We start from the raw sequence: 26,479 nt of genomic DNA on the forward strand, positions 1-26,479 counted from the left end.
AGCTGCCGACGCGATCGATGTAGGAGCTGGCTTGCCTGCGATGGGCCGCGCAGCGGCCCCGGCAATCTCAAATATCCCGCATTCTCTAACCTAAAGGACACGCCCCCGAACACAAACGCTTTGACTTGCCCATCAAGCCCAGCTACGATTTTTATCGTAAATTTTAGATATCTCTTCTGAGGCAAGCCAATGGCGCTTCAATTCCATGAAAGCCCCTTCCACGCCACCCACGATGCAGAGACGGCCAGCAAAATGGCCTTGAAGATGGATCTGTCCATTTTCATAACAGACTGCATCAAAAAAATGGGCCTCAAGCAGCATGATGCTGCGGTCAGGCTGAACGTGACCCAATCGCGTATCTCCGAGCTGGCAAATGGCAAGATCGAGAAATTTACGCTGGACGCCATGATGGACATGCTCGACAAGCTCGGCTTTCGTACGAGCCTGGTCCTGCTCCCGCATGACGCTGGCGCTCTTGCGCAAATCGTCATCTCGCCAGCACCCAGCAGCCAACCCTCCCCATCTTTCTGAGCCCCTGCTTCAGTTCCTTCAATCGGTCTTCAGCAACCTGCATCGCGTGCCGGTCTGATAAATAAATCAGTCCCCTTTTCTCCAGTTCGCCTCAACCCTCGGATTCAGCAAAACCGAGACGAGTTTTTTCTTGAGTTGCTGCCGGATCGTATCCCCCAGCTTTTGCCATTCCTTCAACGCTCGCGCATCGAACTCAAGGCTATAGGTCATCCAGCGAAACCTTCACTCGCTGAGGGTCGGCAAGGCGCTCGCGAACGGTCGCTAGCAGCGCCTCATCTTCATCAGTCATGAGCACAGGTTTAAAAGGCAACTGCCCGCGCTCGGCGACGTACTGCAAGGCTTGGCGCATGAGCTCGGAGGGCGTAACACCCAACCGCTCAAGCTCACGATAGGCTCGGATTTTGAGATCGTCGTCGATACGAACATTGATGGATGCCATGGTGGCTTACTCATTGTAATGACAATGGTCTTTACAGTGGCGCAATTCTGGGCAGCAGACAAGTGGCTTATGAGAACAAACCGACGAATGATTGGCCATCCCCAGGCCAAGGCCTACTGCACACATTGGCAGGTGCCATGCACTTAGGAAACAGTCCTATATTCAGGAACCCACACGATGAGTGGTCAGGATTGCAACCCAGCAGAGCGGCATAATGGCACCGCTTTTTCTCGCCCTCCGCCTCCCCACTCCGCCCCTGCGAGCCACTTTGCAATGATTACCGAAACACGCTACTCGATCATCCTGGAACACAATGCCGAGGTGCTGCTTGAGAACGCCTCCATGGCGCAGGTGGAAGCCTTCTGGGATGCCAACGACACCCGCTACGTCGGCTTGCGCATGGAAGGCGAGGACAGCACGGATGTGCGAGTTCTGGTTTCCGATGAAATGCCGGAAGACGATGAGGAAGAGCTGTTCGTGAAGGCTTGGCAGCGCTTCGATGGACCGCAGCAAGAGGCTATGCAAGGGCAATAGCCCAGACCTGCATAGCCAATGGAAGTGGCTGTGCCCGCCCCATCGCCGGCAAACCGGCTCCTACAGGTACGGCGCACCGCCTCGGGGTCAGAACGCCGTGCTCACCGTCAGCGACATGTTTCGCGGATCGCCATAGATCGCCCCGGCATAGAACCCGTACCGGGTGTAGTAATGCTTGTCGAACAGGTTGTCGACGTTGAGGCTCACCGCCGTATCGTCGGTCAACTGGTACTTGGCCATGGCATTCCAGATCGCGTAACCCGACCAGTTCACGTCCGTGGACCCCGCACTCACGCCGTTGACCGGCTGCCCGGCGGGGCTGGATACCGCGCGGATGTTGCTCTGTGCCTTGACGCCGGCGCCCAGGGTGAGGCGATCGAGCGGGCCGGACAGACGATAGGTGGTCGAGGCCTTGAATAGGTGCGACGGGTCGCTGCGACCGTCGCTGTCGACGCGGCGGAAGTGCAGGTAGGTGTAACCGGCGTAGATGTTCCAGTTCGGCGTCAGCGCACCGGCGATCTCCAGGTCGATACCGTCGGTTTCCTGGCCGGTGCCGGCCTTGTAGGCATCGCCACCGGTGGGGGTGGTCAGGCCATCGTCGAGTACCGCTTTGTTCTCCTGCTTGGTACGGAAGTACGCCGCCGATGCATTCAGCCGCCCGTCCAGCCACGCACCCTTGATACCGGTTTCGTAGCTTTGGCCACGGATCGGCTCGACCTTGGTGCCGCTGGCGGTCTCGGCGGTTTGCGGGTTGAAGATGTCGGTGTAGCTGGCGTAGAGCGAGTAGGTGTCGTTGAGGTCATACACCGCACCCAGGTACGGCGTGACGATGCCACTGTTCTGCTGGTTGCTGCGCACGCCGCTGACGCTGTGGGTGGTGGCCGAGTAATCGGTGGTGCGCACACCGACGATCACCGAGAAAGGATCGGTGATGCTGAGGCGGGTGGCGGCGTACATGCCCTGGAGGCGCGTGGTGGTCTTGCTGTGACGACCGGTGCGTGAGGCGAGCAGGTCGTAGTCGCTGTCCACGCCGTTGTGCCAGTCGGTCACCGGGAAGCCGTTGTTGGCGCGGAACTGACAGCCCACGGACGGCGCGCTGACGGTGTCGGCGCTGACCATGGTGCAGGTGTACTCCGGCGACCAGGCCACGGTGCGGCTGTCGTTGTAGCCGACCATGGCCTGGTGGGTGCGACCGAACAATTGGAATGGGCCGGACAGGTCGATCTGCGCCGACTGCTGGGTGGTGTCGGTGGAGCTGTGCAAGCCGTTGAGCACCGCGCCGCTGCCATCCTGGTCCCAGTAGCCGCCGTAGCTGCCACGGCCCGCCGAGTTGACCTTGGCCAGCCCTCGATGATTGAGCACCTCGGAGGTGCTCTGGGCGGCCTTGAGGTCGAGGGTCCAGTCGTTGTCGAAGCGATGCTCCAGGGAGCCGAAGGCGGTGCGGGTGGTGTACTCGCCGAAGCTCCAGCTCGGCACCAGATTGGTGCTGCGCGGCAGATCGGTCTTGCTGCCGTCGCGGTACCAGATCGGGATGTTGGCACCCCAACCACCGCCGACCACTTTGTTGTATTCGTACTGATAGCCGGCGCCCAGGGTGGTGGCGTCATCCAGGTCGAATTCGAAGTTGGCCAGAGCCGCGCGGGAGCGCTCGGACTGGTTGTCGCGGAACGAGTTGGCATCTTGCTGGGTCATGACGAAACGCGAACGCAGGCGGCCATCCTCGGACAACGGCAGGTTGAGGTCGGCGCCCAGACGGCGTTTGTCCCAACTGCCATAGGTGGCGTAAGCGCTGCCGCCGAAGGTCTTGCTCGGGGCCTTGCGGATCAGGTTGACGGTAGCCGAGGGGTCGCCGGTGCCGCCGAGCAGGCCGTTGGCGCCGCGGACGATGTCGATGCGCTCGTACAGGTCCATGTTCAGGGCGTTGCCGCCGCCGCTGAAGTCGGAGCCGCCCTGGAACTGCAGGCCGTCGACCTTCCAGTTGCTGATCGAGTAGCCACGGGCGCGGAAATCGGTACGCCCGCCCACTTCCGACTTGCTGCTGGTCACCCCTGGAGTGGTGTCCAGCGCCTGCTCGAGGTTGCGAACACCACGGTCATCCATCTGCTGGCGGGTGATGGTGGTGACCGACTGCGGGGTCTGCCGTGGGGTCAGCTTGAGCCCGGTGGAACTGCGGCTGCTCTCGACGGTGTAACCGAGCTGCCCGGCATCGTCCGCAGGGAGCAAGGCGCTGTCCTCGATCTGGGTGGCCTCCAGTTCCAGCGGCTGACCATCGGCGGCCATGGCGCCGGCACTCAGGCTCAAGGCGATGCACAGGGCAAGCGGGCTGAGGCGGCTACCGCCGCAGGAGTGAAATTGGACGTGGCGAAGGGTGCTGTGGGGTTTCATTTGGGAAGACTTCGTATTCGCAGATGATTTTTTGTTACGATTCTATGGATAAGCCCGTTGGGCTCCATGCCCGGCGTGTACGGGGATGTAATCGAACGTAACGAGGCGCCACCGGCCCTTTCCTCTCACAGGTGATTTACCCGATGAGCACGACCCTGCTGGTCGTCGATGATGACGACGAGATCCGCGAACTTCTCTGCGATTACCTCACCGATGCCGGCTACGCCGTGGTGGCGGCGGTCGACGGCGAGGGTATGCGCGAGCAACTGGCGCGGCACAAAGTCGATCTGGTGGTACTCGACCTGATGCTGCCCGGCGAGGATGGCCTCAGCCTGTGCCGTCAATTGCAGGCAGTGCCTGGGCTGGCTGTGATCATGCTGTCGGCCAAGGGCAGCACGTTCGACCGTATCATCGGCCTCGAAGTGGGGGCCGATGACTATCTGGCCAAGCCCTTCGAGCCACGCGAGCTGATCGCCCGGATCAAGGCAGTGCTGCGCCGGCCACAGCGCCTGGAGGCCAGCCTGCCCGAGCCTGTGGGGCAGGCTGTGGCGTTCGCCGGTTTTCGCCTCGATCCGGTCAAGCGCCTGCTGAGCTGTCCGGACACCACTATCCACACCCTGCCCCGCTCCGACTTCCGCGTGCTGCAGGAATTGCTCGAGGCCAATGAACGCGTGGTGTCCCGCGACTTGCTGACACGCAGCGCCTTCGGCCGCGATCACCTCCCCGACGATCGCTCGGTGGACATGTGCATCAGTCGCCTTCGCCAGCACCTGCGCCGAAGCTCGGCAGCCCGCGCGCAGATCCTCACCATCCGCAACGAAGGCTACCTGCTGACCCTCTGTCAGGCTGAGGCCCACGCCTGAGATGCGCCTGCTGCGCCGGTTGTGGCCGCGTACATTGTTCGGCCAGCTACTGCTGATCATGGTCAGCGGCACGCTGCTCATCCAGCTGATGTCGAGCAGCATCTGGTTCGACGTGCGATTCGCCCAGGTGCTGGAGGCGCCGGTACGGCTGATCGCTGCGCGCAGTGCGCCCTTTATCGCCCAGGCTGACTGCCACCCGGGCAGCCTGCAGATTCCAGCGCACTATCGCCTGGGTTGCACCGAGAGCCTGCCGACCAGCCAGCACGACGAGCGTCGCGGACGCCGGCGGGTCGAACTGCTGCTGCGCCAAGCCCTCGGCTATGAGTTGGGACATGAACAGGCCGTGCGCCTGCTGAATGTGAAACTGACCGATGAGCTGGGCCAGCCGATCGTCTGGCGCAGCCTGTTCGGCCTGCGCACCGCGAAGGCGCATATCGCCTTCGCAGTATCCCTGGCCGACGGCCACTGGCTGACCATCGAGGGCCAGGAGCTGCAAGGCTGGAGCGGCGAGTCGGCATGGGTACTGATCAGCGACTACCTGCTGCGGGTCTATGCGTTGCGCATCGTCGCGGTGCTACTGGTCTGCCTGGTGGCAGTACGCCTGTGCCTGCGCCCGCTGCAGCGCCTGGCCGATGCCGCACGCGGCCTGGGCAGCAACCTGGAGCAGACGCCACTGGCCTTGGATGGCCCGCAGGAGGTACGCCAGGCAGCCATGGCCTTCAACGCCATGCAGCAACGGCTGATTGCCATGGTCAACGACAAGGCCTATTTCCTCGCCGCCGTATCCCACGACCTGCGCACCCCGCTGACACGTATGCGGCTGCGCCTGGAGCGGCTGAAGGACGATGAGCAGCGCGAGCGCTTGCGGCAGAACATCACGCAGATGGACGACATGATCGGCCAGGTCCTGGATTACCTGCGCGCCGGCGAGCAGCAGAACCTGCAACCGGTCAACCTCGATCGCCTGGTGGCGCGGCTGTGCGCGGAACTGGCCAGCGCCGAGGAGCCGCTCCCTGTCCGTGGCCAGGCCGGCAGCCTGCAGGTCGATGCCCTGCTGCTGCAACGCTGCCTGCAGAACCTGCTGGTCAATGCGCTGCGCTATGCCAAGGAGATTTCAGTCAGCTTGGAAAGGACTGCCACGGCAGTATCGATCCATGTCGATGATCGCGGCCCCGGCGTCGCACCGGCGTTGCTGGCGACCATCACCGACCCATTCGTGCGCGGCGAGGGTTCGCGCAACCAGGCGTCGGGGGGCTACGGGTTGGGTTTGAGCATCGCCCAACGCATTGCCACCAGTCACGGCGGCGAGTTGGTGATGCTGAACCGCGAGGGGGGTGGATTGCGGGCCAGCGTCGTGCTGCCCTGTTAGCGACTCCAGCCTCGGCACTCCGCAAGAGGGCATTCAGGCCGAGGTATACCTGAACGAAACAGCCCCGGCATAGGCCGGGGCTGTTGCAGACGCCGAGTCGATCAGAAGAAGCTGATCGGGTATTCGACGAAGACGCGCACTTCGTTGCCGTCGTCGAAGTAACCGTTCTGGCGAACGCTCTCCGAGGTCCGCAGCCAGGAGCCACGCAGCTTGAGGGACAGGTCCTTGGCTGGGCCGTCTTGAACCACGTATTGCAGCTGGTTGAAGATTTCGCGCTCTTTACCTTCGCCGAAGCCGTGGGTGTTGATGTTGTCACCCCGCACGTAGGCGATCTTGTAGCTCAGGCCCGGTACGCCATAGGCACCGAAGTCCAGGCCGTAGGCGATCTGCCAAGAGCGCTCGTCTTCGGCGTTGAAGTCGGACCAGTAGGAGTTGGCCAGGTAGATGGTCGAGCCACCGTCACCCACGCCGCCACGGTCCTGGTACCAGCCGTACTGGTAGCCGGTGCTGCCGGTGCTGCGCTGGTGGGCGATGGTCACCGAATGCGGGCCGAAGGCGTAGGTCGCCGCCAGGCTCCAGATGGTGTTGTCGTCGCCGGTCAGGTCGGCGCGGTCGACGTACTTCTTGTCGATGTCCGACTTGTAGCCGTTGAAGTCCAGGGTCAGGGACTGGTCTGCCGAGATCGGGTAGACGTAGTTCAGACCCAGGTAGTGCTTCTTCATGACGTCCTGGACATCGGAGGTGTACAGGGACGCGGTGAAGTTCTCGGTGAACTTGTAGCTGCCGCCGAACACGTCGATCGACTTCAGGTGGCCGCTGTCACGACCTTCGGCGCTCTTGCGCGCTTCCTGAGTGAAGTGACCGGCGTTCACCACCAGGCCTTCGATCTCCTTGGAGGTGATGAAGGTCCCGGTGTAGCTCTCAGGCAGCAGGCGGCTGTCGTCGTACTGCAGCACCGGCAGCTCGGGCATCATGTCGCCATACTTGAGCACCGTGTTGGAAACACGGAACTTGATGGCCGCGCCGCCACGGGCCAGGTTGTGCGGCGAGTTGGCTGGGTCGGTATCACTGGCCTTGAAGAAGTCGATGCCGGGAGCGCCGTTGCGGCCCTTGCCGCCGTCCAGGCGCAGGGCGTACAGGCCGAAGGCATCGACGCCGACCCCGACGGTGCCCTGGGTGAAGCCGGACTCGAACTTGCCGATGAAGGCCTGGCCCCACTCGCTCTGGTCTTTCGTACCGTGCTTCTTGTCGCGGTTCATGTAGGCATTGCGCAGCAACAGGTTGGCGTGGCTGTCTTCGATGAAGCCTTTGCTTTCGGCCTGATCGTTGGCCTGGGCCTGGGTCGCGGCGATCAATGCCAGGGCGACCAGGCTGATCCTGGTTTTCAACATTTGTTTTCCTTATTTCGTAATCAAAAACGCGCTGCAAGATGACGCCGGGAACCAACGCCCCTGTCGTAGGCTTCGACGTTAATGCGGATCCGAACTGGAAAGCCCGCCGGGACAAGCGCAGCGGGCCTTGAACAGCAGCATGGCCAGGGATTGGCCAGCAGGCGTTGGCCGAATCCTAGCCGTGCATGATTACAAATGTCAAAAACTCGTGAAATGCAGGTTGATCTACCTGGTTTTTCGCCTTAGTCCGGGCATTTTTCTCAGTTTTCCAACCTATCCAGGGTATTTTGTCCTACAACCGGCGGCAGCGCTGCACGGGTATGGATCACAAACGAAAACGCCACCGCGAGCGGTGGCGTTTTACGCTGGCAGAGGTGACTGGAGTTCAGCGCCAGACTGCCTGCAAGGCTTCCAGCTCGGCATCGCTAAGCAGACCTTGCGGGTAACGCCCGTCAAGCAGACGTCGGGGGTCGGTCGTCCTGACCCGTTTGCATCCATGGTGCTTCAACCACTGCGTCAAAGTTTTGAGCGATTGAGGACTCATTGCCGATGGGGGCAAAACCGACTCACTTGCGGCGTTCATCTCTACACGTACTCCCTGGGCCGTGAGCGGCTAACTTACGTCGTCATTGTTACAGTACGGGGGTGCCGTATCTGCTTGAAAAAACGATACAAAACGTATGCCATCCTGGTATACCAGATGTCGCCCAACAAAAAGGCCCGTCACGGGACGGGCCTCTTTCGACTCAGGTCATCGCTCACCGCTTTACCGGTGCCGGTTGCTGCTGAGTCAGGCAATGAATGTTGCCACCGCCGAGCAACAGCTCACGCCCGGGGATCATCACCACTTCGTGATTGGGGAAGACCTTGCTCAGAATCGCTCTGGCTTGGGCATCGGCTGGGTCGTCGAAGCTTGGGGCAATGATGCCGCCATTGACGATCAGGAAGTTGACGTACGAGCCGGCCAGCCGCACCGATGGGTCGCGTTCCTGGCTGCCCTGCACCTGATCGACGCCTGCGCACTCTTCTTCGGTCGCGTACAGCGGGCCCGGAATCGGCATCTTGTGCACGACGAACTCGCGGCCTTTGGCGTCGCGGGTATTTTTCAGCACCTCATAGGCGGCATGGCAGCGCGCATAGTTGGGATCGTTGGAATCATCTGTCCAGGCCAGTAACACTTCGCCGGGTGCGACGTAACAGCAGAAGTTGTCGACGTGGCCATCGGTCTCGTCGTTGTACAAGCCATCCGGCAGCCAGACGATGGTGTCCACCGCCAGGTGATCGCGCAGGATGGTTTCGATCTGCTCGCGATCGAGGTGCGGGTTACGGTTGCGATTGAGCAGGCACTCTTCGGTGGTGATCAGCGTGCCTTCACCATCGACGTGGATCGAGCCGCCTTCGAGCACGAAGCCCTCGGTGTGGTAACGCTGGCAGCGCTCCATTTCCAGCACCTTGGCCGCCAATTCCTCGTCGCGGTTCCATGGCGCATACAGGCCACCGTCGAAACCGCCCCAGGCGTTGAAAGCCCAATCCACGCCGCGCACTTCGCCGTGGTCGTTGATGACGAAGGTCGGCCCGGTGTCACGGACCCAGGCGTCATCGTTGCTGATCTCCACCACTCGGATGTTGGGCAGGTCGAGCTGGCGGCGAGCGTTCTCGTATTGGCCGGCAGAAACGGCCACGGTCACTGGCTCGAAACGGGCGATGGCCTTGGCCAAGGTCAGGTGAGCCGCCTGGGCCGGCTTGCCGCCCAGGCGCCAGTTGTCCGGGCGCTCCGGCCAGACCATCCAGACCTGGCTCTGGGGAGCCCACTCGGCTGGCATGTGGAAGCCATCGGCGCGGGGTGTGGAATTGAGGGTTTTCATCGGTAAACCTCTGCGAGGGCCCGGTGTCGATCCGCACCAGGTCGTTGGTCAATTGGATGGCATCGGCGTGTATCCGTTCTGCCGGCAAGTTCATGCCTGAGAATAGAACGCTTTATAGCCGATATATATCGGCATTTAAAGCAGACATGCTAAATTTTTAGACATAGAAATGCCTCACATACCGATAAGAATCGGCATATGAGGCTGTAAAGGCTTAAAGACCTTCCGCCAGGATGCGGTCAACGCTGTCGACGAAGTAGTCGACGCTGGCGCGGGTGGTGCACATCGGCGGCTTGATCTTGAGGATGTTCAGGTAGTCGCCGGTTGGCTGCATGAAGATGCCCAGGTCACGCAGGCGGTTGCAGAGGTGTTGGGTCTCCGCCGTGGCGGGTTCCAGAGTCTGGCGATCGCGCACCAACTCCAGCCCCAGATAGAAGCCCGAGCCATGGGCAGCCCCGGCAAGCGGATGTTTATCGACCAGGGCCTGCAGTCGCCCCTTGAAGTAGGCACCGGTTTCCCGGGTGTTCTGCCACAACCCCTCCTCCTGCATGACATCCAGCACCGCCATGCCGATCCGGCAGCTCACCGGGCTACCGCCGGCCGAAGAGAAGAAGTAGCCCTCGGCCTCCAGCGCCTCGGCAATCTCGCGCCGGGTGATGACCGCGCCGAGCGGCTGGCCGTTGCCCATGCCTTTGGCCATGGTAATGATATCGGGCACCACACCCTGCTCCTCGAAGCCCCAGAAGTACTCACCGAGGCGGCCATAGCCGACCTGCACTTCGTCGGCGATGCACACGCCGCCACGGGCCCGTACCTGGGCATAGGCTTCGCGCAGATAACCGGGCGGCAGCGAGATGCCCCCGGCGTTGCCATAGACCGGCTCGCAGATCATGCCCGCCAGCTGGCGTCCCCGGGCATCGAGATCGGCAAGCTTGGCCTCGACGTCGCGCAGATAGTCGCCAGCGCTGTCTGCACCGCGGTAGCGCCCGCGGAAGGTATTGGGCGCCTCCACCGGGTGCACCCAGTCCGGTCGCGTTTCCAAAGCCTGTGGGTTGTCGGCGATCGAAGTGGAGATCGCGTCCGTGGCCACCGACCAGCCGTGATAGGCCTCCAGCACGCTCAGCAGGTCGCGCCCGCCGCTGTAGGCCCAGGCCAAGCGGATCGCCAGATCGTTGGCCTCGGTGCCGCTGTTGACCAGGAACACCCGATCGAAGCCCGGCGGTGCCAGGGCCAGCAAGCGCTCGGAGAAATCGGCGATGGCGGCGTAGTGGAAACGCGAGTTGGTGTTGAGCAGCGACCATTGCCGCGCCGACTCGGCGGCCATGCGCGGATGACCATGACCGAGCACCGCGACATTGTTGAGCATGTCGAGGTACGAGCGGCCTTGCATGTCGATCAGGTAGTTGCGCCAGCCACGTTCGATGTGCGGCGGCTGCGCGTAATAGTGCTTCTGCGAGCGAGCGAAGCTGGCATCGCGGCGAGCCAGCAAGGCGGCCGGGTCTTGCAGCGGTTCGGCATCGCAATCGAAACCCAGTAGCGCCGCCGGCGACGGGCACAGGGCCAGCCAGGCAGCCGCATGGGATGGCTTGGCGAAGAACGGTGGCTGCACGTTCGACGCTCGGCACAGTTGGACCGCGAGCAGGGCCGAGGCGCTGCCCAGCGACTGGCCCCGGGCAATCGTCGCAGCGTCTTCCGGCGCTCGCTCCAGGCCGCTCAACCACAGGCTCCAGCCGTCGCTGCGCAAGCAACCTCGCCCTTCGCCGGTACGCTGCCAGATGCCCTCCTGGGGGGCGTGAACGGCAGTGCCGGGTTGCAGGTGCAACTCCACACCCAAGGCGCACGTGGCCGGTTCATCGGGGCGATCGATATGGGTTTGCGAAAGGCGATACTGGCCATGCAGGGTGCAGGCCGGCGCGGGTTGGGCGGCCAGCAGACGCTGATCGAAACCAGGCTGCTGCCAATTGCCAGCCTCATGATGACGACTGAGCACGCCCAGGTCGAGCCGTGTCACGGGCAGCCCGGCCAGCGCGGGTAGCAATGGCACGCAGCCCTGCAAAGCCGGGGCCTCGGCGTTCAAGCCGGCCGCTTGCAGGATGGCCGCTTCCATCAAGGCGCAAGGAACCGCCGTGGCAGTGTCGAAGATGTCCCACTCGTGGGCGATATTGTCGAGGATGTACTGATTGCCCGGATCGATCGTCAGTTGCTGCTCGCTGCTGAGGACGAGCACGGCGGCGCGGTTCAGCACCAGCGGCCACAAGGCGCGCAGCTCGGCCTCGGTGAGCGGGTTACAGGCGTGATAGGCAGCTACCGCAGGCAGGACACGCAGGGGATCGCCCTCGGCGTGATGCAACAACGCCGCGCAGGTGACCGACAGATCGGCGATCCGCCAGGTGCGCAACAGATCGCCGAAATCGATCACCCCCTGCAGTTGCCATTGGCGTTCGTCATCGCGGGCCCATACGGCGTTGTCATCGGTGATGTCCAGGTGCACGGCCTGGCTTGGCAAATGCGCCGCCAGCGGTGCCAGGCGCTCGGCTGCCAATTGCGTCGCCTGTTCGACGCTGGTGCGTTTGGACGCATCCTGAAGGCTCGGAAGCAAATGGGCGATGAGCGCGTGGGCATGTTGTGGGTCCCACTGCAACGTCCGCGTCAGGCCAGGGTGGTCGAAATCCGCCAGGGCCTTGTCGACCCGAGCGCACAGCTCGCCAAGCTCGGCCATCAGCCGCGGCGGCATGTGCTTGATGCGGGTCAGCGGCTGACCGTCGATATAGTCGAGCAGGCGGGCGCGCAGTGCCTGGCCTTCGACGTCCATGGCGAGCAGCGCCTGGCCGTCGCGTGCGGGACGCACTGCCGGCACGGGCAGGCCCTGCTCGCGCAGGTAGGCCAACGCCGCATGCTGCGCCTCGAGCTCTACCTGGGCATAGCTGGCGTGGCAGACCTTGAGCACGAACCGTCCCTGATCGCTGTCGACCCTGAAATTGAGGTCCTGCTGGCTGCCCAGCGACTGCAGGCTGCCCGCCAGATCGTAGTGCGCCCGCAGCAGGGCATGCGCCTGAGCTTCGCTGAGCGAAGGGGTGGGCTGACTGGAACGCTGGATCAGGGTGCGGAGGGGCATGAACGGGGAACCTCGGTTTTTTTCTGCGTATATCGCCACTAGCGCGGCGAATAAACAAGAGGGCTTTGAGACAAAGCGTCGGATACACGGTGCAGCCGGCACTTGCCTCAAATGGATACAGTCGACAAGCTAGGCAGGTTCGGAACAACTTCCTTAGGCAAAGGCAACTGCACATGCGCATTCTCGTCACCGGCGGAGCCGGTTTCATCGGCTCAGCCCTGATCCGTCACCTGATCGAGCACACGGGACATGAAGTGCTCAATCTCGATAAACTGACTTACGCGGGCAACCTCGAATCGCTGCAGCGCATTGCCAGCAACAGCCGCTATGAGTTCGTCCAGGCCGACATCGCCGACCAGACCACGGTTTCGGCCCTGCTCGAACGCTTCCAGCCCGATGCGATCATGCACCTGGCAGCCGAGTCCCATGTCGACCGCTCCATCGATGGCCCTGCGGCGTTCATCCAGACCAATATCGTCGGTACCTACGCCCTGCTGGAAGCCACCCGTGCCTGGTGGAACCGCCTGCCTGCGGAAAAGCGCCAAGCTTTCCGTTTTCACCATATTTCCACTGACGAAGTGTATGGCGATCTGCACGGTGTTGATGACCTATTCACCGAGACCACGCCCTATGCACCAAGCTCGCCGTACTCGGCCAGCAAGGCGGCGTCTGATCATCTGGTCCGAGCCTGGCACCGTACTTACGGCCTACCTGTGCTGCTGACCAATTGCTCGAACAACTACGGCCCGTTCCACTTCCCGGAAAAATTGATTCCCCTGGTCATCCTCAACGCCCTGGCCGGCAAGCCTCTACCGGTCTACGGCAACGGCCTGCAGGTGCGCGACTGGTTGTTCGTCGAAGACCACGCCCGCGCCCTGCTCAAGGTGGTTACTGAGGGCAAGGTCGGCGAAACCTACAACATCGGCGGTCATAACGAGCAGAAGAACATCGACGTAGTACGTGGCATATGCACGCTGCTTGAAGAGTTGGCGCCCGAGCATCCAGCCGGTGTGGCAAACTATGCCGACCTGATCACCTTCGTCCAGGACCGCCCTGGCCACGACCTGCGCTACGCCATCGATGCGAGCAAGATCGAGCGAGAACTGGGTTGGACACCTGAGGAAACCTTCGAGTCCGGCCTGCGCAAAACCGTGCAGTGGTACCTCGACAACCTCGAATGGTGCAGGCATGTCCAAGATGGCAGCTATCAAGGCGAACGTCTGGGCAACACCGACTTCAAGGATCTGATTGCATGACAAAAGGTATCGTCCTGGCGGGTGGCTCCGGCACCCGCCTGCACCCCATCACCCTCGGCGTTTCCAAGCAGTTGCTGCCGATCTACGACAAGCCGATGATCTACTACCCGATCTCGGTACTGATGCTGGCCGGCATCCGTGACATTTTGCTGATTTCCACCCCGCAGGATCTGCCGCAATATCGCCAATTGTTCGGCGACGGCAGCCAGTTCGGCATCAACCTCACCTATGCCGAACAACCTTCCCCAGATGGCCTGGCTCAGGCCTTTCTGATCGGCGAGGAATTCATCGGCGATGACCCGGTATGCCTCATCCTTGGCGATAATATTTTCCATGGCCAAGGCTTCAGCGAGCAGCTGCTGCGTGCTGTCAGTCAGCCTGCCGGAGCCACGGTGTTCGGCTACTGGGTTAAAGACCCGGAACGCTTCGGTGTGGTCGAGTTCGACGACCAAGGCAAAGCCCTGTCAATCGAGGAGAAGCCGCTCGAACCGAAGTCCAGCTATGCCGTCACCGGCCTGTACTTCTACGACAACGACGTGGTCAAGATCGCCAAGGGCATCAAGCCGTCGCCACGCGGCGAGCTGGAGATCACCGACGTCAACAATGCCTACCTGCAACGCGGCGACCTGCGTGTCGAGCGTTTTGGCCGTGGCTTCGCCTGGCTCGACACCGGCACCCACGACAGCCTGCTGGAAGCTTCCCAGTACGTGCAGACCATCGAACACCGCCAGGGCCTGAAAGTGGCCTGCCTGGAAGAGATTGCCTTCCAGAAGGGCTGGATCGGTCGTGACCAGTTGCAGGCCAAAGCCGAGGAACTGAAGAAGACCGGTTACGGGCAATACCTACACACCCTGGCGAAAGAGCACGCATGAATATCATCAAGACCGCTATCCCCGATGTCGTGATCATCGAACCCAAGGTGTTCGGCGACAGCCGCGGCTTCTTCTTCGAAAGCTTCAATGCCCGCGCCTTCGCCGAACAGACCGGAGTCGATGTGACGTTTGTCCAGGACAACCACTCGCGCTCGCAGAAAGGCGTGCTGCGCGGCCTGCACTACCAACTGCAGAACCCCCAGGGCAAACTGGTGCGCGTGGTCCAGGGCGAAGTGCTGGACGTGGCCGTGGACATCCGCAAGCACTCGCCAACCTTCGGCCAGTGGGTTGCCGTGCGCCTGTCCGCCGACAACCACCGCCAGCTGTGGGTACCGGCAGGCTTCGCCCACGGTTTCGTGGTGCTGAGCGAATCGGCCGAATTCCTCTACAAGACCACCGACTACTACAACCCATCCGCCGAGCGCTGTATCCGTTGGGATGACCCGACCCTGGCGATCGACTGGGAGCTGGCCGAGCAACCGCAGCTGTCGGCCAAGGACCAGGCTGGCGTGTCGTTCAAGGACGCGGAGCTGTTCCCATGAAGGTCCTGGTGTGTGGCCGCAACGGCCAGGTCGCCCAGGCCCTGCAAGCGGAACTGGGCGGCCTCGGCGAGTTGCACCTATTGGGCCGCGAACAACTCGATCTGGCTCAACCCGAAGCGCTGCGCGAACCCTTGCGGGAACTGGCGCCCGACCTGATCATCAACGCCGCCGCACACACGGCGGTGGACCAGGCCGAACACGAAACCGAACTGGCCTTCGCGATCAACGCCGAAAGCCCCCGGGTTCTGGCTGAGGAAGCCGCCCGCCTAGGCGTGCCGCTGATCCATTACTCCACCGACTACGTGTTCGATGGCGACAAACCGGCCCCCTACACCGAGGACGACGCACCGAATCCGCTGGGGGTGTATGGCCGCAGCAAGCTGGCCGGCGAACAAGCCATCGCTGCCGTCGGTGGCGAGCACCTGATCCTGCGCACCAGCTGGGTATATTCGCTGCACGGGCGCAATTTCCTGCTGACCATGCAACGCCTGCTCCAGGAAAAGCCCGAGCTGCGCATCGTCTGTGACCAGATCGGCGCACCGACCTGGGCCAGTACCATCGCATTCAGCACCCGCGCGCTGATCGAACGCTGGCAAAACGGCCAGGCCGGCGCCTGGGGTACCTACCACCTCACCGCCCAGGGCGAGACGTCCTGGTTCGGCTTCGCCCAGGCCATCGGCGAACAGCTCAAGGCCCGGGGGCTGCCATGCGCCGAGCTGCTGCCGATCCCGTCCAGCGAGTATCCGACCCCTGCGCGCCGACCACTCAACTCCCGGCTCGACTGCTCGCGCCTGGCCCGTGAGTGGCAGGTCAGCCAACCGCACTGGCAGCAGGCGCTGATCGACTGCCTGAAGTAGCGCATAATTGCGCCAGACCCTTCTGGCGCATTCCACCCGATGATTGCAAAGCCCACGCCTCCCCGCCGCCCACGCTGGCGCAGCCTTGCCCTCCTGGCCCTGTGCCTGGCTCCCTTGCTCTGGCCGCTGCACCACCTGGCCGAGCGCTATTATCAGGACCAACTGGCATCGCAGAATCGCCAGACCCTCGACCTGTACGTGGCCAATCTGCTCGGCACCTTGCATCGGTACGAGACCTTGCCGCAGATCCTGGGTGACCTGCCGGCATTGCGTAGCGTGCTGGCCGACCCATTGCGCCTCGAAGCGGTCACCAACGCCAATCGCCTGCTCAAGGACATTACTCGGCAGACCGGTGCCGAAGTGATGTACCTGATGGACGTCCGCGGCAACACCTTGGCCGCTTCCAATTGGGACAAGCGCGACACCTTCGTGGGGCGCAACTTCGCCTTCCGCCCCTATTTCAACGAAGCCATGGCCGGCCACCTGGGTCGTTTCTTCGGTCAGGGCACCACCTCGGCCAAACGCGGCTACTTCTTCGCCGCTGCTGTGCGCGACCGCGAGCGGGTGATCGGCGTGCTGGTGGTCAAGGTCGATCTCGACCACACCGAAACCCTCTGGGGACGCACACCGGAGCAATTGCTGGTGACCGACCACAACGGTGTGGTGGTGCTCACCTCGCGACCGGAATGGCGCTTTCGTGCCACGCGCCCGCTGAGCGACGCCGAGCGCCAGGCCATCATCGCCATCCAACCCTACCCGACCCAGGCGCCGCAACCATTGCAACTCAACCATGACGCCTGGATCTCGCAGAGCCGCGACATCAAGGAAACCGGCTGGCAGGTCAGCATCCTGGCGCCGCGCATGCTGGTCGACCGCTCGGTGCAGACGGTGATGGCCATCGGTGGCGCCACGCTGCTGGTGCTGATGCTATTGGCCGGCCTGCTGATGCAGCGACGCCGTCACTACATCGACCGCATCGACTTCGAGGCCAAGGGCCGCCAGGAGCTGGAAAAGCGCGTGGCCGCCCGCACCGCGGACCTAGAAGGACTCAATACCCGCCTGAAAAGCGCCGTGCTCGAGCGCGAAAACGCCCAGCAGGAGTTGGTGCGGGCCCAGGACGAGCTGGTCCAGGCCGGCAAGCTGTCGGTGTTGGGCACCATGTCGGCGAGCATCAGCCACGAACTCAACCAACCCCTGGCGGCGATTCGCAGCTATGCGGAAAACGCCGAGATCCTGCTCGACCACCAGCGTACCGAGGACGTGCGCGGCAACCTCAAGCTGATCGGCGAGCTGACCGGGCGCATGGCCTCGATCATCGCCCATCTGCGCGCCTTTGCCCGCCGCGACCGCCATGCGCCGGAAAGCGTGGCCCTGCAACCGGCGCTGGACGACGCACTGGCATTGCTGGCCAAGCGCAGGCGGGCGATGGCCGTCGAGCTGATCCGCGACTTGCCCGAGGCCACCTTCTGGGTGCAAGCCGGCGAAACCCGATTGCGTCAAGTGCTGGGCAACCTGCTGGCCAATGCCCTCGACGCCCTGACCGAGAAGGCCAACCCGCGCAAGCTCTGGCTAAGTGCCGAAAGACGTGACGACGACGTCTACCTGTACATCCGTGACAATGGCCCGGGCTTCAGCCGCCAGGCCTTGGAGCATGCCAAGGAACCTTTCTTCACCACCAAGACCCGCACTCAGGGCCTGGGCCTAGGCCTGGCCATTTGCGAGAGTCTGATGCTGGCCCTGGGCGGCGAACTGCTGCTGGGCAATCACCCGGAAGGCGGTGCCTTGCTCACCCTGCGCCTACGCGTGGCCAAGCCCGGAGCCAACCTGCAATCTTCGGAGGATACGTCGGCATGACGACCGAGCCCCTGATCGACAGCCGCGCCCAGGTGATCCTGGTCGACGACGACCCCCACCTGCGCCAGGCCCTGAGCCAAACCCTGGACCTGGCCGGGCTCAAGGTGCTCGCCCTGGCCGATGCCCAGGGCCTTGCCGAGCGTATCGAGCCGGACTGGCCGGGGGTGGTGGTCAGCGATATCCGCATGCCCGGCATCGATGGTCTGCAACTGCTCGAACAGCTGCACGGACGCGACAACGAACTGCCAGTGCTGCTGATCACCGGCCACGGTGACGTACCGCTGGCGGTGCAGGCAATGCGCGCCGGTGCCTACGACTTCCTGGAAAAGCCCTTCGCCAGCGATGCGCTGCTCGACAGCGTGCGCCGCGCCCTGGACCTGCGCCGCCTGGTCCTGGACAACCGAAGCCTGCGCCTGGCCCTGAGCGACCGCCAGCAGCTGGCCACGCGCCTGGTCGGCCATTCGCCGGCCATGCAGCGGCTACGTGAACAGATCGGTGCACTGGCCGGGACCCGCGCCGACGTGCTGATCTTGGGCGAAACCGGCGCCGGCAAGGAAGTGGTGGCGCGGGCGCTGCACGACTTGTCCAGCCGTCGCGACGGCCCCTTCGTCGCCATCAACGCCGGCGCCCTCGCCGAGTCGGTGGTCGAGAGCGAGCTGTTCGGACACGAACCCGGCGCGTTCACCGGCGCGCAGAAGCGCCGCATCGGAAAGTTCGAGTTCGCCAACGGCGGCACGCTGTTCCTTGACGAGATCGAGAGCATGAGCCTGGACGTACAGGTGAAACTGCTGCGTCTGCTTCAGGAGCGCGTGGTCGAGCGCCTGGGCGGCAACCAGTTGATCCCCCTCGACCTACGCATCATCGCCGCGACCAAGGAGGACCTGCGCCAGGCCGCCGACCAAGGGCGCTTCCGCGCCGACCTCTACTATCGACTCAACGTGGCGCCGCTGCGCATCCCGGCCCTGCGCGAGCGCGGTGACGACATTCTGGTGCTGTTCCAGCACTTCGCCGATGCCGCCAGCGAGCGCCACGGCCTGACGCCCCATAGCCTGCAACCCGCCCACCGCGCCATGCTCTTGCGCCACGAATGGCCAGGCAATGTGCGCGAACTGCAGAACGCGGCGGAACGCTTCGCCCTGGGCCTGGAGCTGGCCCTGGATGGCCAGGCACCCACAGCGCCGGCGCCGGCCACAGCAGTCGTGACCGGCAACCTCAGCGAGCAGGTCGAACAGTTCGAGCGCTCGCTGATCGCCGCCGAACTGGGCCAACCCCACGGCTCCATGCGCAGCCTGGCCGAGGCGCTCGGCATTCCGCGCAAGACCCTGCACGACAAGCTGCGCAAGCATGGCCTCAATTTCGAAGGCGGCAGCAGCGGGCATGACGACCAAGAGGACAACCGCCCATGACCACCGACAGCCAGTACCTGCAAACGGTGCTGCATAACGACATTCCCCTGACCCGCGAGATGGGCCTGGAGGTCATCGATTGGCAGGCCCACTGCCTGCGCCTGCAACTGCCGCTGGCGGCCAACGTCAACCACAAGAGCACCATGTTCGGCGGCAGCCTTTACTGCGCCGCAGTGCTGGTGGGATGGGGCTGGTTACACCTGCGCCTGCGCGAGCTGGGCATCGACGACGGCCATATCGTCATCCAGGAAGGCCAGATCAGCTACCCGCTGCCGGTGACCGGCGCTGCGGTGGCGCGCTGCCCAGCGCCGGACGAGAAGACCTGGGAGCGTTTCCTGACCCTGTACCAGCGGCGTGGCCGAGCTCGCCTGACGCTGCACACCACGGTGAGCAACGCAGGCAGCGATGAGCCCGCCGTGACCTTCAGCGGCCAATACGTGCTACATCGCTAGCGCGAGCTGGACCAACGCCTGGCGCCACCTTGCAGTGCCGGGCAACGCCAGGAAGAACGGGTTGAGCAGTGACTCACGAGGCGGATAACGGAATGCCTGGCCATCGAGCCCGATCACCTCTCCGCCAGCCCCTTCCAGCACGCCCTGGGCCGCAGCCGTATCCCACTGCGAGGTCGGCGCCAGACGCGGATAGCAGTCGGCGCTGCCTTCGGCCAGCAGGCAGAACTTCAACGAGCTGCCGATATTGGCCAACTCCAGTTCTCCCACCGCAGCCCCCAGCCCGGCCAGCAACGCTTCCTGCTCGGGGCTGGAGTGACGTCGGCTGGCTACCACGGTGAAGCGGCCATCAGCCGGCGGGGTGTTGCGCACCTGTATCGCCACGACCTGTCCATCGGCCTCGGCGCGCCAGGCGCCCAGGCCGCGTCCACCGAAGTAGGCGCGCCCGTTGGTAGGCATGGTCACCACGCCAAATACCACCTCGCCATTCTCGATCAGCGCAATGTTGACGGTGAATTCCTCGCTGCCGGCGATGAATTCCTTGGTCCCGTCCAATGGATCGACCAGCCACCAGCGTTGCCAGCCCTGGCGTTCGGCCAGGGGGATATTGCAATCTTCCTCGGACAGTACCGGGATCTGCGGCGCCAGCGCCTGCAAACCGTCGACAATGACCTGATGCGCTGCCAGGTCGGCAGCGGTCACCGGGGAGTCGTCGGCCTTGCTCTGCACGGCAACGTCGGCCCGCCAGTAAGGTAGGATCGCGTTGCCGGCCAGAAGGGCGAGCTTGACGACTTCATGCATCAGTTGCTGGTCACTCATGACTCGAACAACCCCCGCTGGATCAGTAGGTCACGGGCCAGGTACAAGGCCGCCAGGGCGCGCCCTTCGGTGAACTGCGGGTGCATGGCCAGGGCCGAAAGCTCGCGCAGGTTGACCTTGTCGACCCGCATCGGCTCCGGCTCGTCGCCTTCCAGGCGCTCCTCGTAAAGGTCACTGGCCAGCACCACCTGGATCTTCTGGCTCATGTAGCCCGGCGACAGCGACAACTCGGTCAGGTGTTCCAGCTGACGCGCGCCGAAGCCGGCTTCTTCCTTGAGCTCCCGTTCAGCCGCGGCCAGCACGTCTTCGCCTGGTTCGATCAGGCCCTTGGGCAGCGACAGCTCGTACTCATCAGTGCCCCCGCAATACTCTTCCACCAGCACGGCGTGCTCAGCGTCCAGCATTGCCACGATCATTACCGCGCCGTAGCCGTTGCCCCGCCCGACCAGCCGTTCGTAGGTCCGCTCGTTGCCATTGCTGAAGCGCAGTTGCACGGCCTCGACACGGAACAGGCGGCTGCTGGCGACGATTTCGCGACTGAGGACGGTGGGTTTCTGGCGCATGGGGCGGCTCCTTGGCGTGAACGGGTTACTATACCGTGGCTTGCCGACTGATCGAGAGTTTCCCATGCCTGTTCTTCCCTGGCCCGCCATCGATACCGTCCTGCTGGACATGGACGGTACCCTGCTCGACCTGCACTACGACAACCGCTTCTGGCTGGACCACCTGCCGCAACGCTATGCCGAGCTGCATGGGGTGAGCCGGACAATGGCGGAGCTGGAACTGCAACCGCTGTTCGAGCGCAACGCCGGCACCCTGAACTGGTACTGCCTGGACTTCTGGAGCCGCGAACTGAAGCTGCCGATCCGCGAGCTCAAGCGCGAGATCGCCGATCTGATCGCCCTGCGCCCGGATGCCGATACCTTTCTCGCAGCAATCCGCCAGGCCGGCAAGCGCGTGGTGCTGATCACCAATGCCCACCGCGATTCGCTGTCGCTTAAGTTGGAGCGGGTGGAACTGGCCCCCTACTTCGAGCGGTTGATCAGTTCGCACGATTACGGTTATCCGAAGGAGAGTCCGCAGTTCTGGGATGCGTTGCAGGCCGATATCGGCTTCGAGCCGCAACGCAGTCTGTTCATCGACGATACCCTGGCGATCCTGCGCAGTGCCCGACGGTTCGGCGTAGGACACCTGCTGGCAGTGCGCCAGCCCGATAGCCAGGCACAGCCTCGCGATACCGAGGAGTTCGCGGCGGTGGAGGATTACCGGGAGTTACTGGTTGGCCTGTGAGGGCCTCTTCGCGGGCAAGCCCGCTCCCACAGGATCTCCACAGGTCCGAACTTTGTGGGTTACTTGTGGGAGCGGGCTTGCCGGCGAAAGGGCCGAGACAGCAGGTAGAAATCAGTCAGGAATACGCAGCACCTGCCCTGGGTAGATCTTGTCCGGATGCTTGAGCATCGGCTTGTTGGCCTCGAAAATCTTGTTGTACTGGTTGGCATCGCCGTATACGACAACCGAAATGGCCGACAGCGTGTCTCCTTTTTTCACAGTGACGAACCTCGCTGCCGCCACCACCGGCCCGGTCACGGTGATCTGATCATCGACGCTGGCCACCCCAGCGATGTTGCCAGCGGCGAGAATGATCTTCTCTTTCTCCTCCTGGCTGGCAACCTCCCCCTTGAGGATGACCTTATCGCCCTCTACAGTGGCGCTGATGTTCGGATTGCCCAGGCCTACGCTTTCAACGTGCTTCTTGAGCTGCTCCTCGGCATTGGCGTTGCCGGGGGTCAGCAGGTCGATCAACTTCTCGCCGGCTTCTTTCACGAAACTGAACAGGCTCATAGCGTTCTCCTTGTCGATATGGACTCGAACCTTGGAGTCTAGGGCATGAATGACAATCCCGCCCCGCTGCGACCCATCGACGCAGTCTATCAAGGCATAGACCCTAGCGATTAGACGTCACCGGCCCACACGCCTAGGCTTGTGCTATCAAATAGCCGCCGGTAATCCACGCCGATGCACAGCAAACCCCCGGTCTGCGCGGCGTCATCGCCCCTGACCCTGCCCGCTGCCAGCAACACCTACGACTACGTCCAGCTCGACGACGGCGCGAAGGCGCGCACGCCGCTGGCCGAGGAAGTGGCCCTGGCGATCGTCTACAACGGCCTCAACCAGGCAGTGATGCTGGTCAGCCCCACCGACCTCGAGGACTTCGCGGTCGGCTTCAGCGTCGGCAGTGGCATCGTCGAAGGCACCACGGAAATCTACGACCTCAAGCTTTCCGGCAGCGGATCGGCGATGTACGCCGATCTGGAAATCTCCAGCCGTGCGTTCTGGAACCTGAAGAACCAGCGCCGGCAATTGGCCGGGACCAGCGGCTGTGGCCTGTGTGGGGTCGAAGCCCTGGAGCAGGCCTTGCCGGAGTTGGCCGTGCTGCCGGGCGCACCACTGCCGCCGGCGCACTGGCTGGCCAACCTGCGTGAACGGATCGATGCCTTCCAACCGCTCGGCCAGCACTGCGGCGCAGTGCACGCGGCGCTGTTCATGAACGATCAGGGCGAACTGCTGCTGGGCCGTGAAGACATCGGCCGGCACAACGCCCTGGACAAGCTGATCGGCGCCCTGCTGCGCCAAGGCATCGACGCCACGGGTGGCCTGGCCATCGTCACCAGCCGCTGCAGCCTGGAGCTGATCCAGAAAGTCCTGCGCGCCGGCATCCAGACCCTGGTCAGCCTGTCGGCACCGACCGGCCTCGCCCTGCAATGGGCACGCAAGCACAACCTCAATCTCATCCATCTGCCCAAACACAGCGCACCGCGGGTCTATAGTCCTGCGGCGGAGTCCCATCAGTCGTGACCTCGTACCAACACATTCCAGACAACACCCCCGCCTCTTCCCCACGCTACAAGCCCTACCACGGCCCCGCCGGTGGCTGGGGCGCGCTGCGCAGCGTGGCCAAGGCCTGGGTGAGCAGCGACAACGCGTTGAAGAACATCCGCGCGCTGCTCAAGACCAACCAGAACGGCGGTTTCGACTGCCCCGGCTGCGCCTGGGGCGACTCGCCCGAAAGCGGCATGGTCAAGTTCTGCGAGAACGGCGCCAAGGCCGTCAACTGGGAAGCCACCAAGCGCCGCGTCGACGCCGCCTTCTTCGCCCGCTACAGCGTCAGCGCGCTGTTGGCGCAGAGCGACTATTGGCTCGAATACCAGGGTCGGCTCACCGAACCCATGGTCTATGACCCGCAGACCGACCGCTACCAGCCGATCGAATGGGACGCCGCCTTCGCCCTGATCGCGCGGCATCTGAACGACCTGACCAGCCCCGATCAGGCCGAGTTCTACACCTCCGGACGTGCCAGCAACGAAGCGGCCTACCTCTACCAGCTGTTCGTGCGCGCCTACGGCACCAACAACTTCCCGGATTGCTCGAACATGTGCCACGAGGCCAGTGGCGTGGCGCTCGGGCAGAGTGTCGGCGTTGGCAAAGGCACCGTGACCTTCGATGACTTCGAGCATGCCGACGCGATCTTCGTCTGGGGCCAGAACCCAGGCACCAACCACCCACGTATGCTCGACCCCCTGCGCGATGCGGTGAAGCGCGGCGCCCAGGTGGTATGCGTCAACCCGCTCAAGGAACGCGGCCTGGAACGTTTCCAGCACCCGCAGAACCCACTGGAGATGCTCACCAACAGTGACCGTCCGACCAACACCGCCTTCTTCCGTCCGGCGCTGGGCGGCGACATGGCGCTGTTGCGCGGCATGGCCAAGTTTCTCCTGCAGTGGGAACGCGAGGCCCAGGCCAAGGGCGAGCCCGCCGTGTTCGACCACCTGTTCATCGCCGAGCATGGCCATGGCGTCGATGAATACCTTGCCGTGGTCGACAGCACCTCGTGGGCGCACATCCAACAGCAATCAGGACTGGACCTGGCTGACATCGAGCTTGCCGCGCGCATGTACTGCCGCGGCAAGCGCGTGATCATGTGCTGGGCCATGGGTATCACCCAACACCGCCATTCGGTGCCGACCATCCAGGAAATCGTCAACCTGCAGATGCTGCGCGGCAACATTGGCGTGCCAGGTGCCGGCCTGTGCCCGGTACGCGGCCACAGCAACGTGCAGGGCGACCGCACCATGGGCATCAACGAGCGCCCGCCGGCGGCGCTGCTCGATGCCATTGAGCGACGATTCAACTTCCCGGTCCCGCGGCACAATGGCCACAACACCGTCGAAGCCATCCACGCCATGCTCGAGGGCCGGGCCAAGGTGTTCATCGGTCTGGGCGGCAACTTCGCCCAGGCAACCCCGGATACCGAGCGTACCGCCCAAGCGCTGCGTAACTGCGAGCTGACCGTGCACATCAGCACCAAGCTCAATCGCAGCCACCTGGTCCATGGCAAACAGGCGCTGATCCTGCCATGCCTGGGTCGCACCGACATCGACCTGCAGGCCGACGGCCCGCAAGCGGTCACCGTTGAAGACTCGTTCAGCATGGTCCACGCCTCGAACGGCCAGCTCAAGCCACTGTCCCCCCAGATGCGCTCGGAGCCTGCGGTGATCGCCGGCATCGCGGCAGCCACCCTGGGCAAGAAACCGGTGGACTGGCACTGGTTGGTGGCCGACTACGACCGCATCCGCGACCTGATCGGCGACACCATCGCCGGCTTTGCCGGATTCAACGAACGCCTGCGCCACCCAGGCGGGTTCTATCTCGGCAACAGCGCCGGCAGCCGTGAATGGAAGACCAGCACTGGCCGGGCCAACTTCAAGGCCAACCTGCTGCCCGACACCCTGCTCGACGAACGCGTGCGCGCCAGCGGTCAGCTACCCGACCTGATCATGCAGTCGATGCGCTCCCACGATCAGTACAACACCACCATCTATGGACTGGACGATCGCTACCGTGGCGTGCGCGGCCAACGTGAGGTGCTGTTCGTCAACGAAGCCGACATCGTGCGCCTGGGCTTCCAGCCTGGGCAGAAGGTCGACATCGTCTCGCTGTGGGGCGATGGCCACGTACGCCGGGTACAGGGCTTCACGCTCCTGGCGTTCGACATCCCCGCCGGCCAGGCAGCGGCGTATTATCCCGAGGTGAACCCGCTCATTCCGCTGGAGAGCATTGGCGACGGCAGCCATACCCCGACCTCGAAATTCGTCGCCATCAAGCTCGAGCGAGCCCGGGACGACGGGCGTATCGTGTAGACGTCAGAGGGTTGGCAATACCCTCTTGCAGCATTGAAAAAGCCCTGTTCCGCAACGGTTCAGGGCTTTGTCTTAACCTACTGAGACACGAGAAAATTCATAAAGTTTCATCATAAAAACAATAACTTAGATAATTGTGTACAACTCGTGCTACTCGTCGGATTTGCGTTGCCAGGCGCCTTCGAGACCTTCACATTTCGCCTCGTCATCCCTATGAGGCTCTCTTGATGAAGAAGTACTCCTCGATTCTGTTGTTGTCTTTCAGCTTGCTCAGCGGCGTTGCCATGGCAGGCGGCTCCACCGAGGCCGGCATTGGCGGCGCATTGGGTGGGGTACTGGGTTCAGTCGTCGGCCAGTCGATTGGCGGTAGCACCGGTGGCGCGATCGGTGCCGGCCTGGGTGGCGCCGCGGGCAGTGCCGTCGGTGCCGACAAGCACCAGCGCGGCGAAGCCGCCATCGGTGGCGCGCTGGGCGCCGCGGGCGGCAACGTGATCGGTCGCTCGGTAGGCGGCACCACCGGCAGCTATATAGGCGCGGCCGCAGGCGGCGGTGCCGGTGGCGCGCTGGGCAACTACATGGGCAACAAGGCCGATGAAGACGACCGTCATGACGGACGCCGCTACCGTCGCGGCTACGACGACGATCGTCGCCACTGGGACCGCGGCCACCACTATGGCCACCGCAAGCACAAGCGCCACTGGCGTCACTAATACCTGGAGCTAGGCCCAGGCAGT

The 26,479-nt window shown here is 63.5% G+C and carries 23 protein-coding genes and 1 pseudogene; 15 read left to right on the plus strand and 9 right to left on the minus strand.

What is annotated here, in order from left to right; genetic code table 11:
- Window positions 1-189: 189 nt before the first annotated feature.
- A complete protein-coding gene (locus tag E2H86_RS10995) occupies window positions 190-531 on the plus strand; it encodes a helix-turn-helix domain-containing protein (RefSeq protein ID WP_133327603.1) in 342 nt (113 codons plus the stop codon).
- A gap of 84 nt (window positions 532-615) precedes the next feature.
- Here E2H86_RS10995 and E2H86_RS26770 read toward each other — a convergent pair.
- Window positions 616-741, minus strand: a pseudogene (locus E2H86_RS26770) (type II toxin-antitoxin system RelE family toxin); the annotation flags it as partial.
- The gene (locus tag E2H86_RS11005) at window positions 731-970 is read right to left on the minus strand and encodes a type II toxin-antitoxin system RelB/DinJ family antitoxin (protein WP_060478286.1); all 240 of its coding nucleotides are present in this window, start codon (window positions 968-970) and stop codon (window positions 731-733) included. The pseudogene E2H86_RS26770 and the gene E2H86_RS11005, both read right to left, overlap by 11 nt.
- A gap of 273 nt (window positions 971-1,243) precedes the next feature.
- Here E2H86_RS11005 and E2H86_RS11010 point away from each other — a divergent pair, with 273 nt between their 5' ends.
- A complete protein-coding gene (locus tag E2H86_RS11010; RefSeq protein ID WP_133327605.1) occupies window positions 1,244-1,504 on the plus strand; it encodes a hypothetical protein in 261 nt (86 codons plus the stop codon).
- 87 nt (window positions 1,505-1,591) lie between these two features.
- Here E2H86_RS11010 and E2H86_RS11015 read toward each other — a convergent pair whose 3' ends face one another.
- Window positions 1,592-3,889: a TonB-dependent siderophore receptor gene (locus E2H86_RS11015; protein WP_133327607.1), complete on the minus strand. Its 2,298-nt coding sequence runs from the start codon at window positions 3,887-3,889 to the stop codon at window positions 1,592-1,594.
- 143 nt (window positions 3,890-4,032) lie between these two features.
- Here E2H86_RS11015 and E2H86_RS11020 point away from each other — a divergent pair, with 143 nt between their 5' ends.
- Both E2H86_RS11020 and E2H86_RS11025 read left to right on the plus strand, forming a co-directional pair.
- Window positions 4,033-4,752 carry a response regulator gene (locus E2H86_RS11020; protein ID WP_133327609.1) on the plus strand — a complete coding sequence of 240 codons (720 nt, stop codon included), beginning with the start codon at window positions 4,033-4,035 and terminating at the stop codon, window positions 4,750-4,752.
- Window position 4,753: 1 nt separating this feature from the next.
- On the plus strand, window positions 4,754-6,121 hold the full coding sequence (locus E2H86_RS11025; protein ID WP_133327611.1) for an ATP-binding protein: 1,368 nt from the start codon (window positions 4,754-4,756) through the stop codon (window positions 6,119-6,121).
- Between the two features lie 101 nt (window positions 6,122-6,222).
- Here E2H86_RS11025 and E2H86_RS11030 read toward each other — a convergent pair whose 3' ends face one another.
- From E2H86_RS11030 to E2H86_RS11045, 3 genes are all read right to left on the minus strand, one after another.
- Window positions 6,223-7,512 (minus strand): OprD family porin, encoded by a 1,290-nt coding sequence (locus tag E2H86_RS11030; RefSeq protein ID WP_133327613.1) that lies wholly within the window; start codon window positions 7,510-7,512, stop codon window positions 6,223-6,225.
- Between the two features lie 758 nt (window positions 7,513-8,270).
- On the minus strand, window positions 8,271-9,377 hold the full coding sequence (aguA, locus tag E2H86_RS11040; RefSeq protein ID WP_133327617.1) for an agmatine deiminase: 1,107 nt from the start codon (window positions 9,375-9,377) through the stop codon (window positions 8,271-8,273).
- 214 nt (window positions 9,378-9,591) lie between these two features.
- A complete protein-coding gene (locus tag E2H86_RS11045; RefSeq protein WP_133327619.1) occupies window positions 9,592-12,492 on the minus strand; it encodes an aminotransferase in 2,901 nt (966 codons plus the stop codon).
- Window positions 12,493-12,665: 173 nt separating this feature from the next.
- Between E2H86_RS11045 and rfbB the strand changes: the two genes are divergently transcribed.
- Genes rfbB through E2H86_RS11080 form a run of 7 tightly spaced genes read left to right on the plus strand, consistent with a single transcriptional unit; the run spans window position 12,666 to window position 19,731 of the window.
- Complete coding sequence (rfbB, locus tag E2H86_RS11050; protein WP_133327621.1) at window positions 12,666-13,748, plus strand: dTDP-glucose 4,6-dehydratase; 1,083 nt, start codon at window positions 12,666-12,668, stop codon at window positions 13,746-13,748.
- Window positions 13,745-14,620 (plus strand): glucose-1-phosphate thymidylyltransferase RfbA, encoded by an 876-nt coding sequence (rfbA, locus tag E2H86_RS11055; protein ID WP_133327623.1) that lies wholly within the window; start codon window positions 13,745-13,747, stop codon window positions 14,618-14,620. Before rfbB ends, rfbA begins: the two co-directional genes overlap by 4 nt.
- On the plus strand, window positions 14,617-15,162 hold the full coding sequence (gene rfbC / locus E2H86_RS11060) for a dTDP-4-dehydrorhamnose 3,5-epimerase (protein WP_133327625.1): 546 nt from the start codon (window positions 14,617-14,619) through the stop codon (window positions 15,160-15,162). Before rfbA ends, rfbC begins: the two co-directional genes overlap by 4 nt.
- Window positions 15,159-16,019 carry a dTDP-4-dehydrorhamnose reductase gene (gene rfbD / locus E2H86_RS11065; protein ID WP_133327627.1) on the plus strand — a complete coding sequence of 287 codons (861 nt, stop codon included), beginning with the start codon at window positions 15,159-15,161 and terminating at the stop codon, window positions 16,017-16,019. Before rfbC ends, rfbD begins: the two co-directional genes overlap by 4 nt.
- A gap of 39 nt (window positions 16,020-16,058) precedes the next feature.
- On the plus strand, window positions 16,059-17,873 hold the full coding sequence (locus E2H86_RS11070; protein ID WP_133327629.1) for a sensor histidine kinase: 1,815 nt from the start codon (window positions 16,059-16,061) through the stop codon (window positions 17,871-17,873).
- The gene (locus tag E2H86_RS11075; RefSeq protein ID WP_133327631.1) at window positions 17,870-19,279 is read left to right on the plus strand and encodes a sigma-54-dependent transcriptional regulator; all 1,410 of its coding nucleotides are present in this window, start codon (window positions 17,870-17,872) and stop codon (window positions 19,277-19,279) included. Before E2H86_RS11070 ends, E2H86_RS11075 begins: the two co-directional genes overlap by 4 nt.
- Complete coding sequence (locus tag E2H86_RS11080) at window positions 19,276-19,731, plus strand: thioesterase domain-containing protein (protein WP_133327633.1); 456 nt, start codon at window positions 19,276-19,278, stop codon at window positions 19,729-19,731. The genes E2H86_RS11075 and E2H86_RS11080 overlap by 4 nt, the downstream gene beginning before the upstream one ends.
- Here the strand turns inward: E2H86_RS11080 and cysQ are convergent.
- Together cysQ and nudE are read right to left on the minus strand one after the other, a co-directional pair.
- A complete protein-coding gene (gene cysQ / locus E2H86_RS11085) occupies window positions 19,720-20,547 on the minus strand; it encodes a 3'(2'),5'-bisphosphate nucleotidase CysQ (protein WP_133327635.1) in 828 nt (275 codons plus the stop codon). The two genes, E2H86_RS11080 and cysQ, sit on opposite strands and share 12 nt — an antisense overlap.
- Window positions 20,544-21,110 (minus strand): ADP compounds hydrolase NudE, encoded by a 567-nt coding sequence (nudE, locus tag E2H86_RS11090; RefSeq protein ID WP_133327637.1) that lies wholly within the window; start codon window positions 21,108-21,110, stop codon window positions 20,544-20,546. Before nudE ends, cysQ begins: the two co-directional genes overlap by 4 nt.
- Before the next feature lie 64 nt (window positions 21,111-21,174).
- On the opposite strand from nudE, the gene yrfG reads away from it, so the two are divergent.
- On the plus strand, window positions 21,175-21,837 hold the full coding sequence (yrfG, locus tag E2H86_RS11095) for a GMP/IMP nucleotidase (RefSeq protein WP_133327640.1): 663 nt from the start codon (window positions 21,175-21,177) through the stop codon (window positions 21,835-21,837).
- A gap of 111 nt (window positions 21,838-21,948) precedes the next feature.
- Here yrfG and lysM read toward each other — a convergent pair whose 3' ends face one another.
- Entirely contained in the window at window positions 21,949-22,389 is a 441-nt protein-coding gene (lysM, locus tag E2H86_RS11100) for a peptidoglycan-binding protein LysM (protein ID WP_133327642.1), read from the minus strand.
- Between the two features lie 174 nt (window positions 22,390-22,563).
- Here lysM and fdhD point away from each other — a divergent pair, with 174 nt between their 5' ends.
- From fdhD to E2H86_RS11115, 3 genes are all read left to right on the plus strand, one after another.
- Window positions 22,564-23,403, plus strand: a complete 840-nt coding sequence (gene fdhD, locus E2H86_RS11105) for a formate dehydrogenase accessory sulfurtransferase FdhD (RefSeq protein ID WP_133327644.1) — start codon at window positions 22,564-22,566, stop codon at window positions 23,401-23,403.
- Complete coding sequence (locus E2H86_RS11110; RefSeq protein WP_133327646.1) at window positions 23,400-25,745, plus strand: FdhF/YdeP family oxidoreductase; 2,346 nt, start codon at window positions 23,400-23,402, stop codon at window positions 25,743-25,745. The genes fdhD and E2H86_RS11110 overlap by 4 nt, the downstream gene beginning before the upstream one ends.
- Before the next feature lie 227 nt (window positions 25,746-25,972).
- Window positions 25,973-26,455 carry a glycine zipper domain-containing protein gene (locus tag E2H86_RS11115; protein WP_133327648.1) on the plus strand — a complete coding sequence of 161 codons (483 nt, stop codon included), beginning with the start codon at window positions 25,973-25,975 and terminating at the stop codon, window positions 26,453-26,455.
- Window positions 26,456-26,479: the final 24 nt, after the last annotated feature.

Origin of the sequence: Pseudomonas putida (genome assembly GCF_004357765.1) — a bacterium.
GTDB lineage: Bacteria > Pseudomonadota > Gammaproteobacteria > Pseudomonadales > Pseudomonadaceae > Aquipseudomonas > Aquipseudomonas putida_U.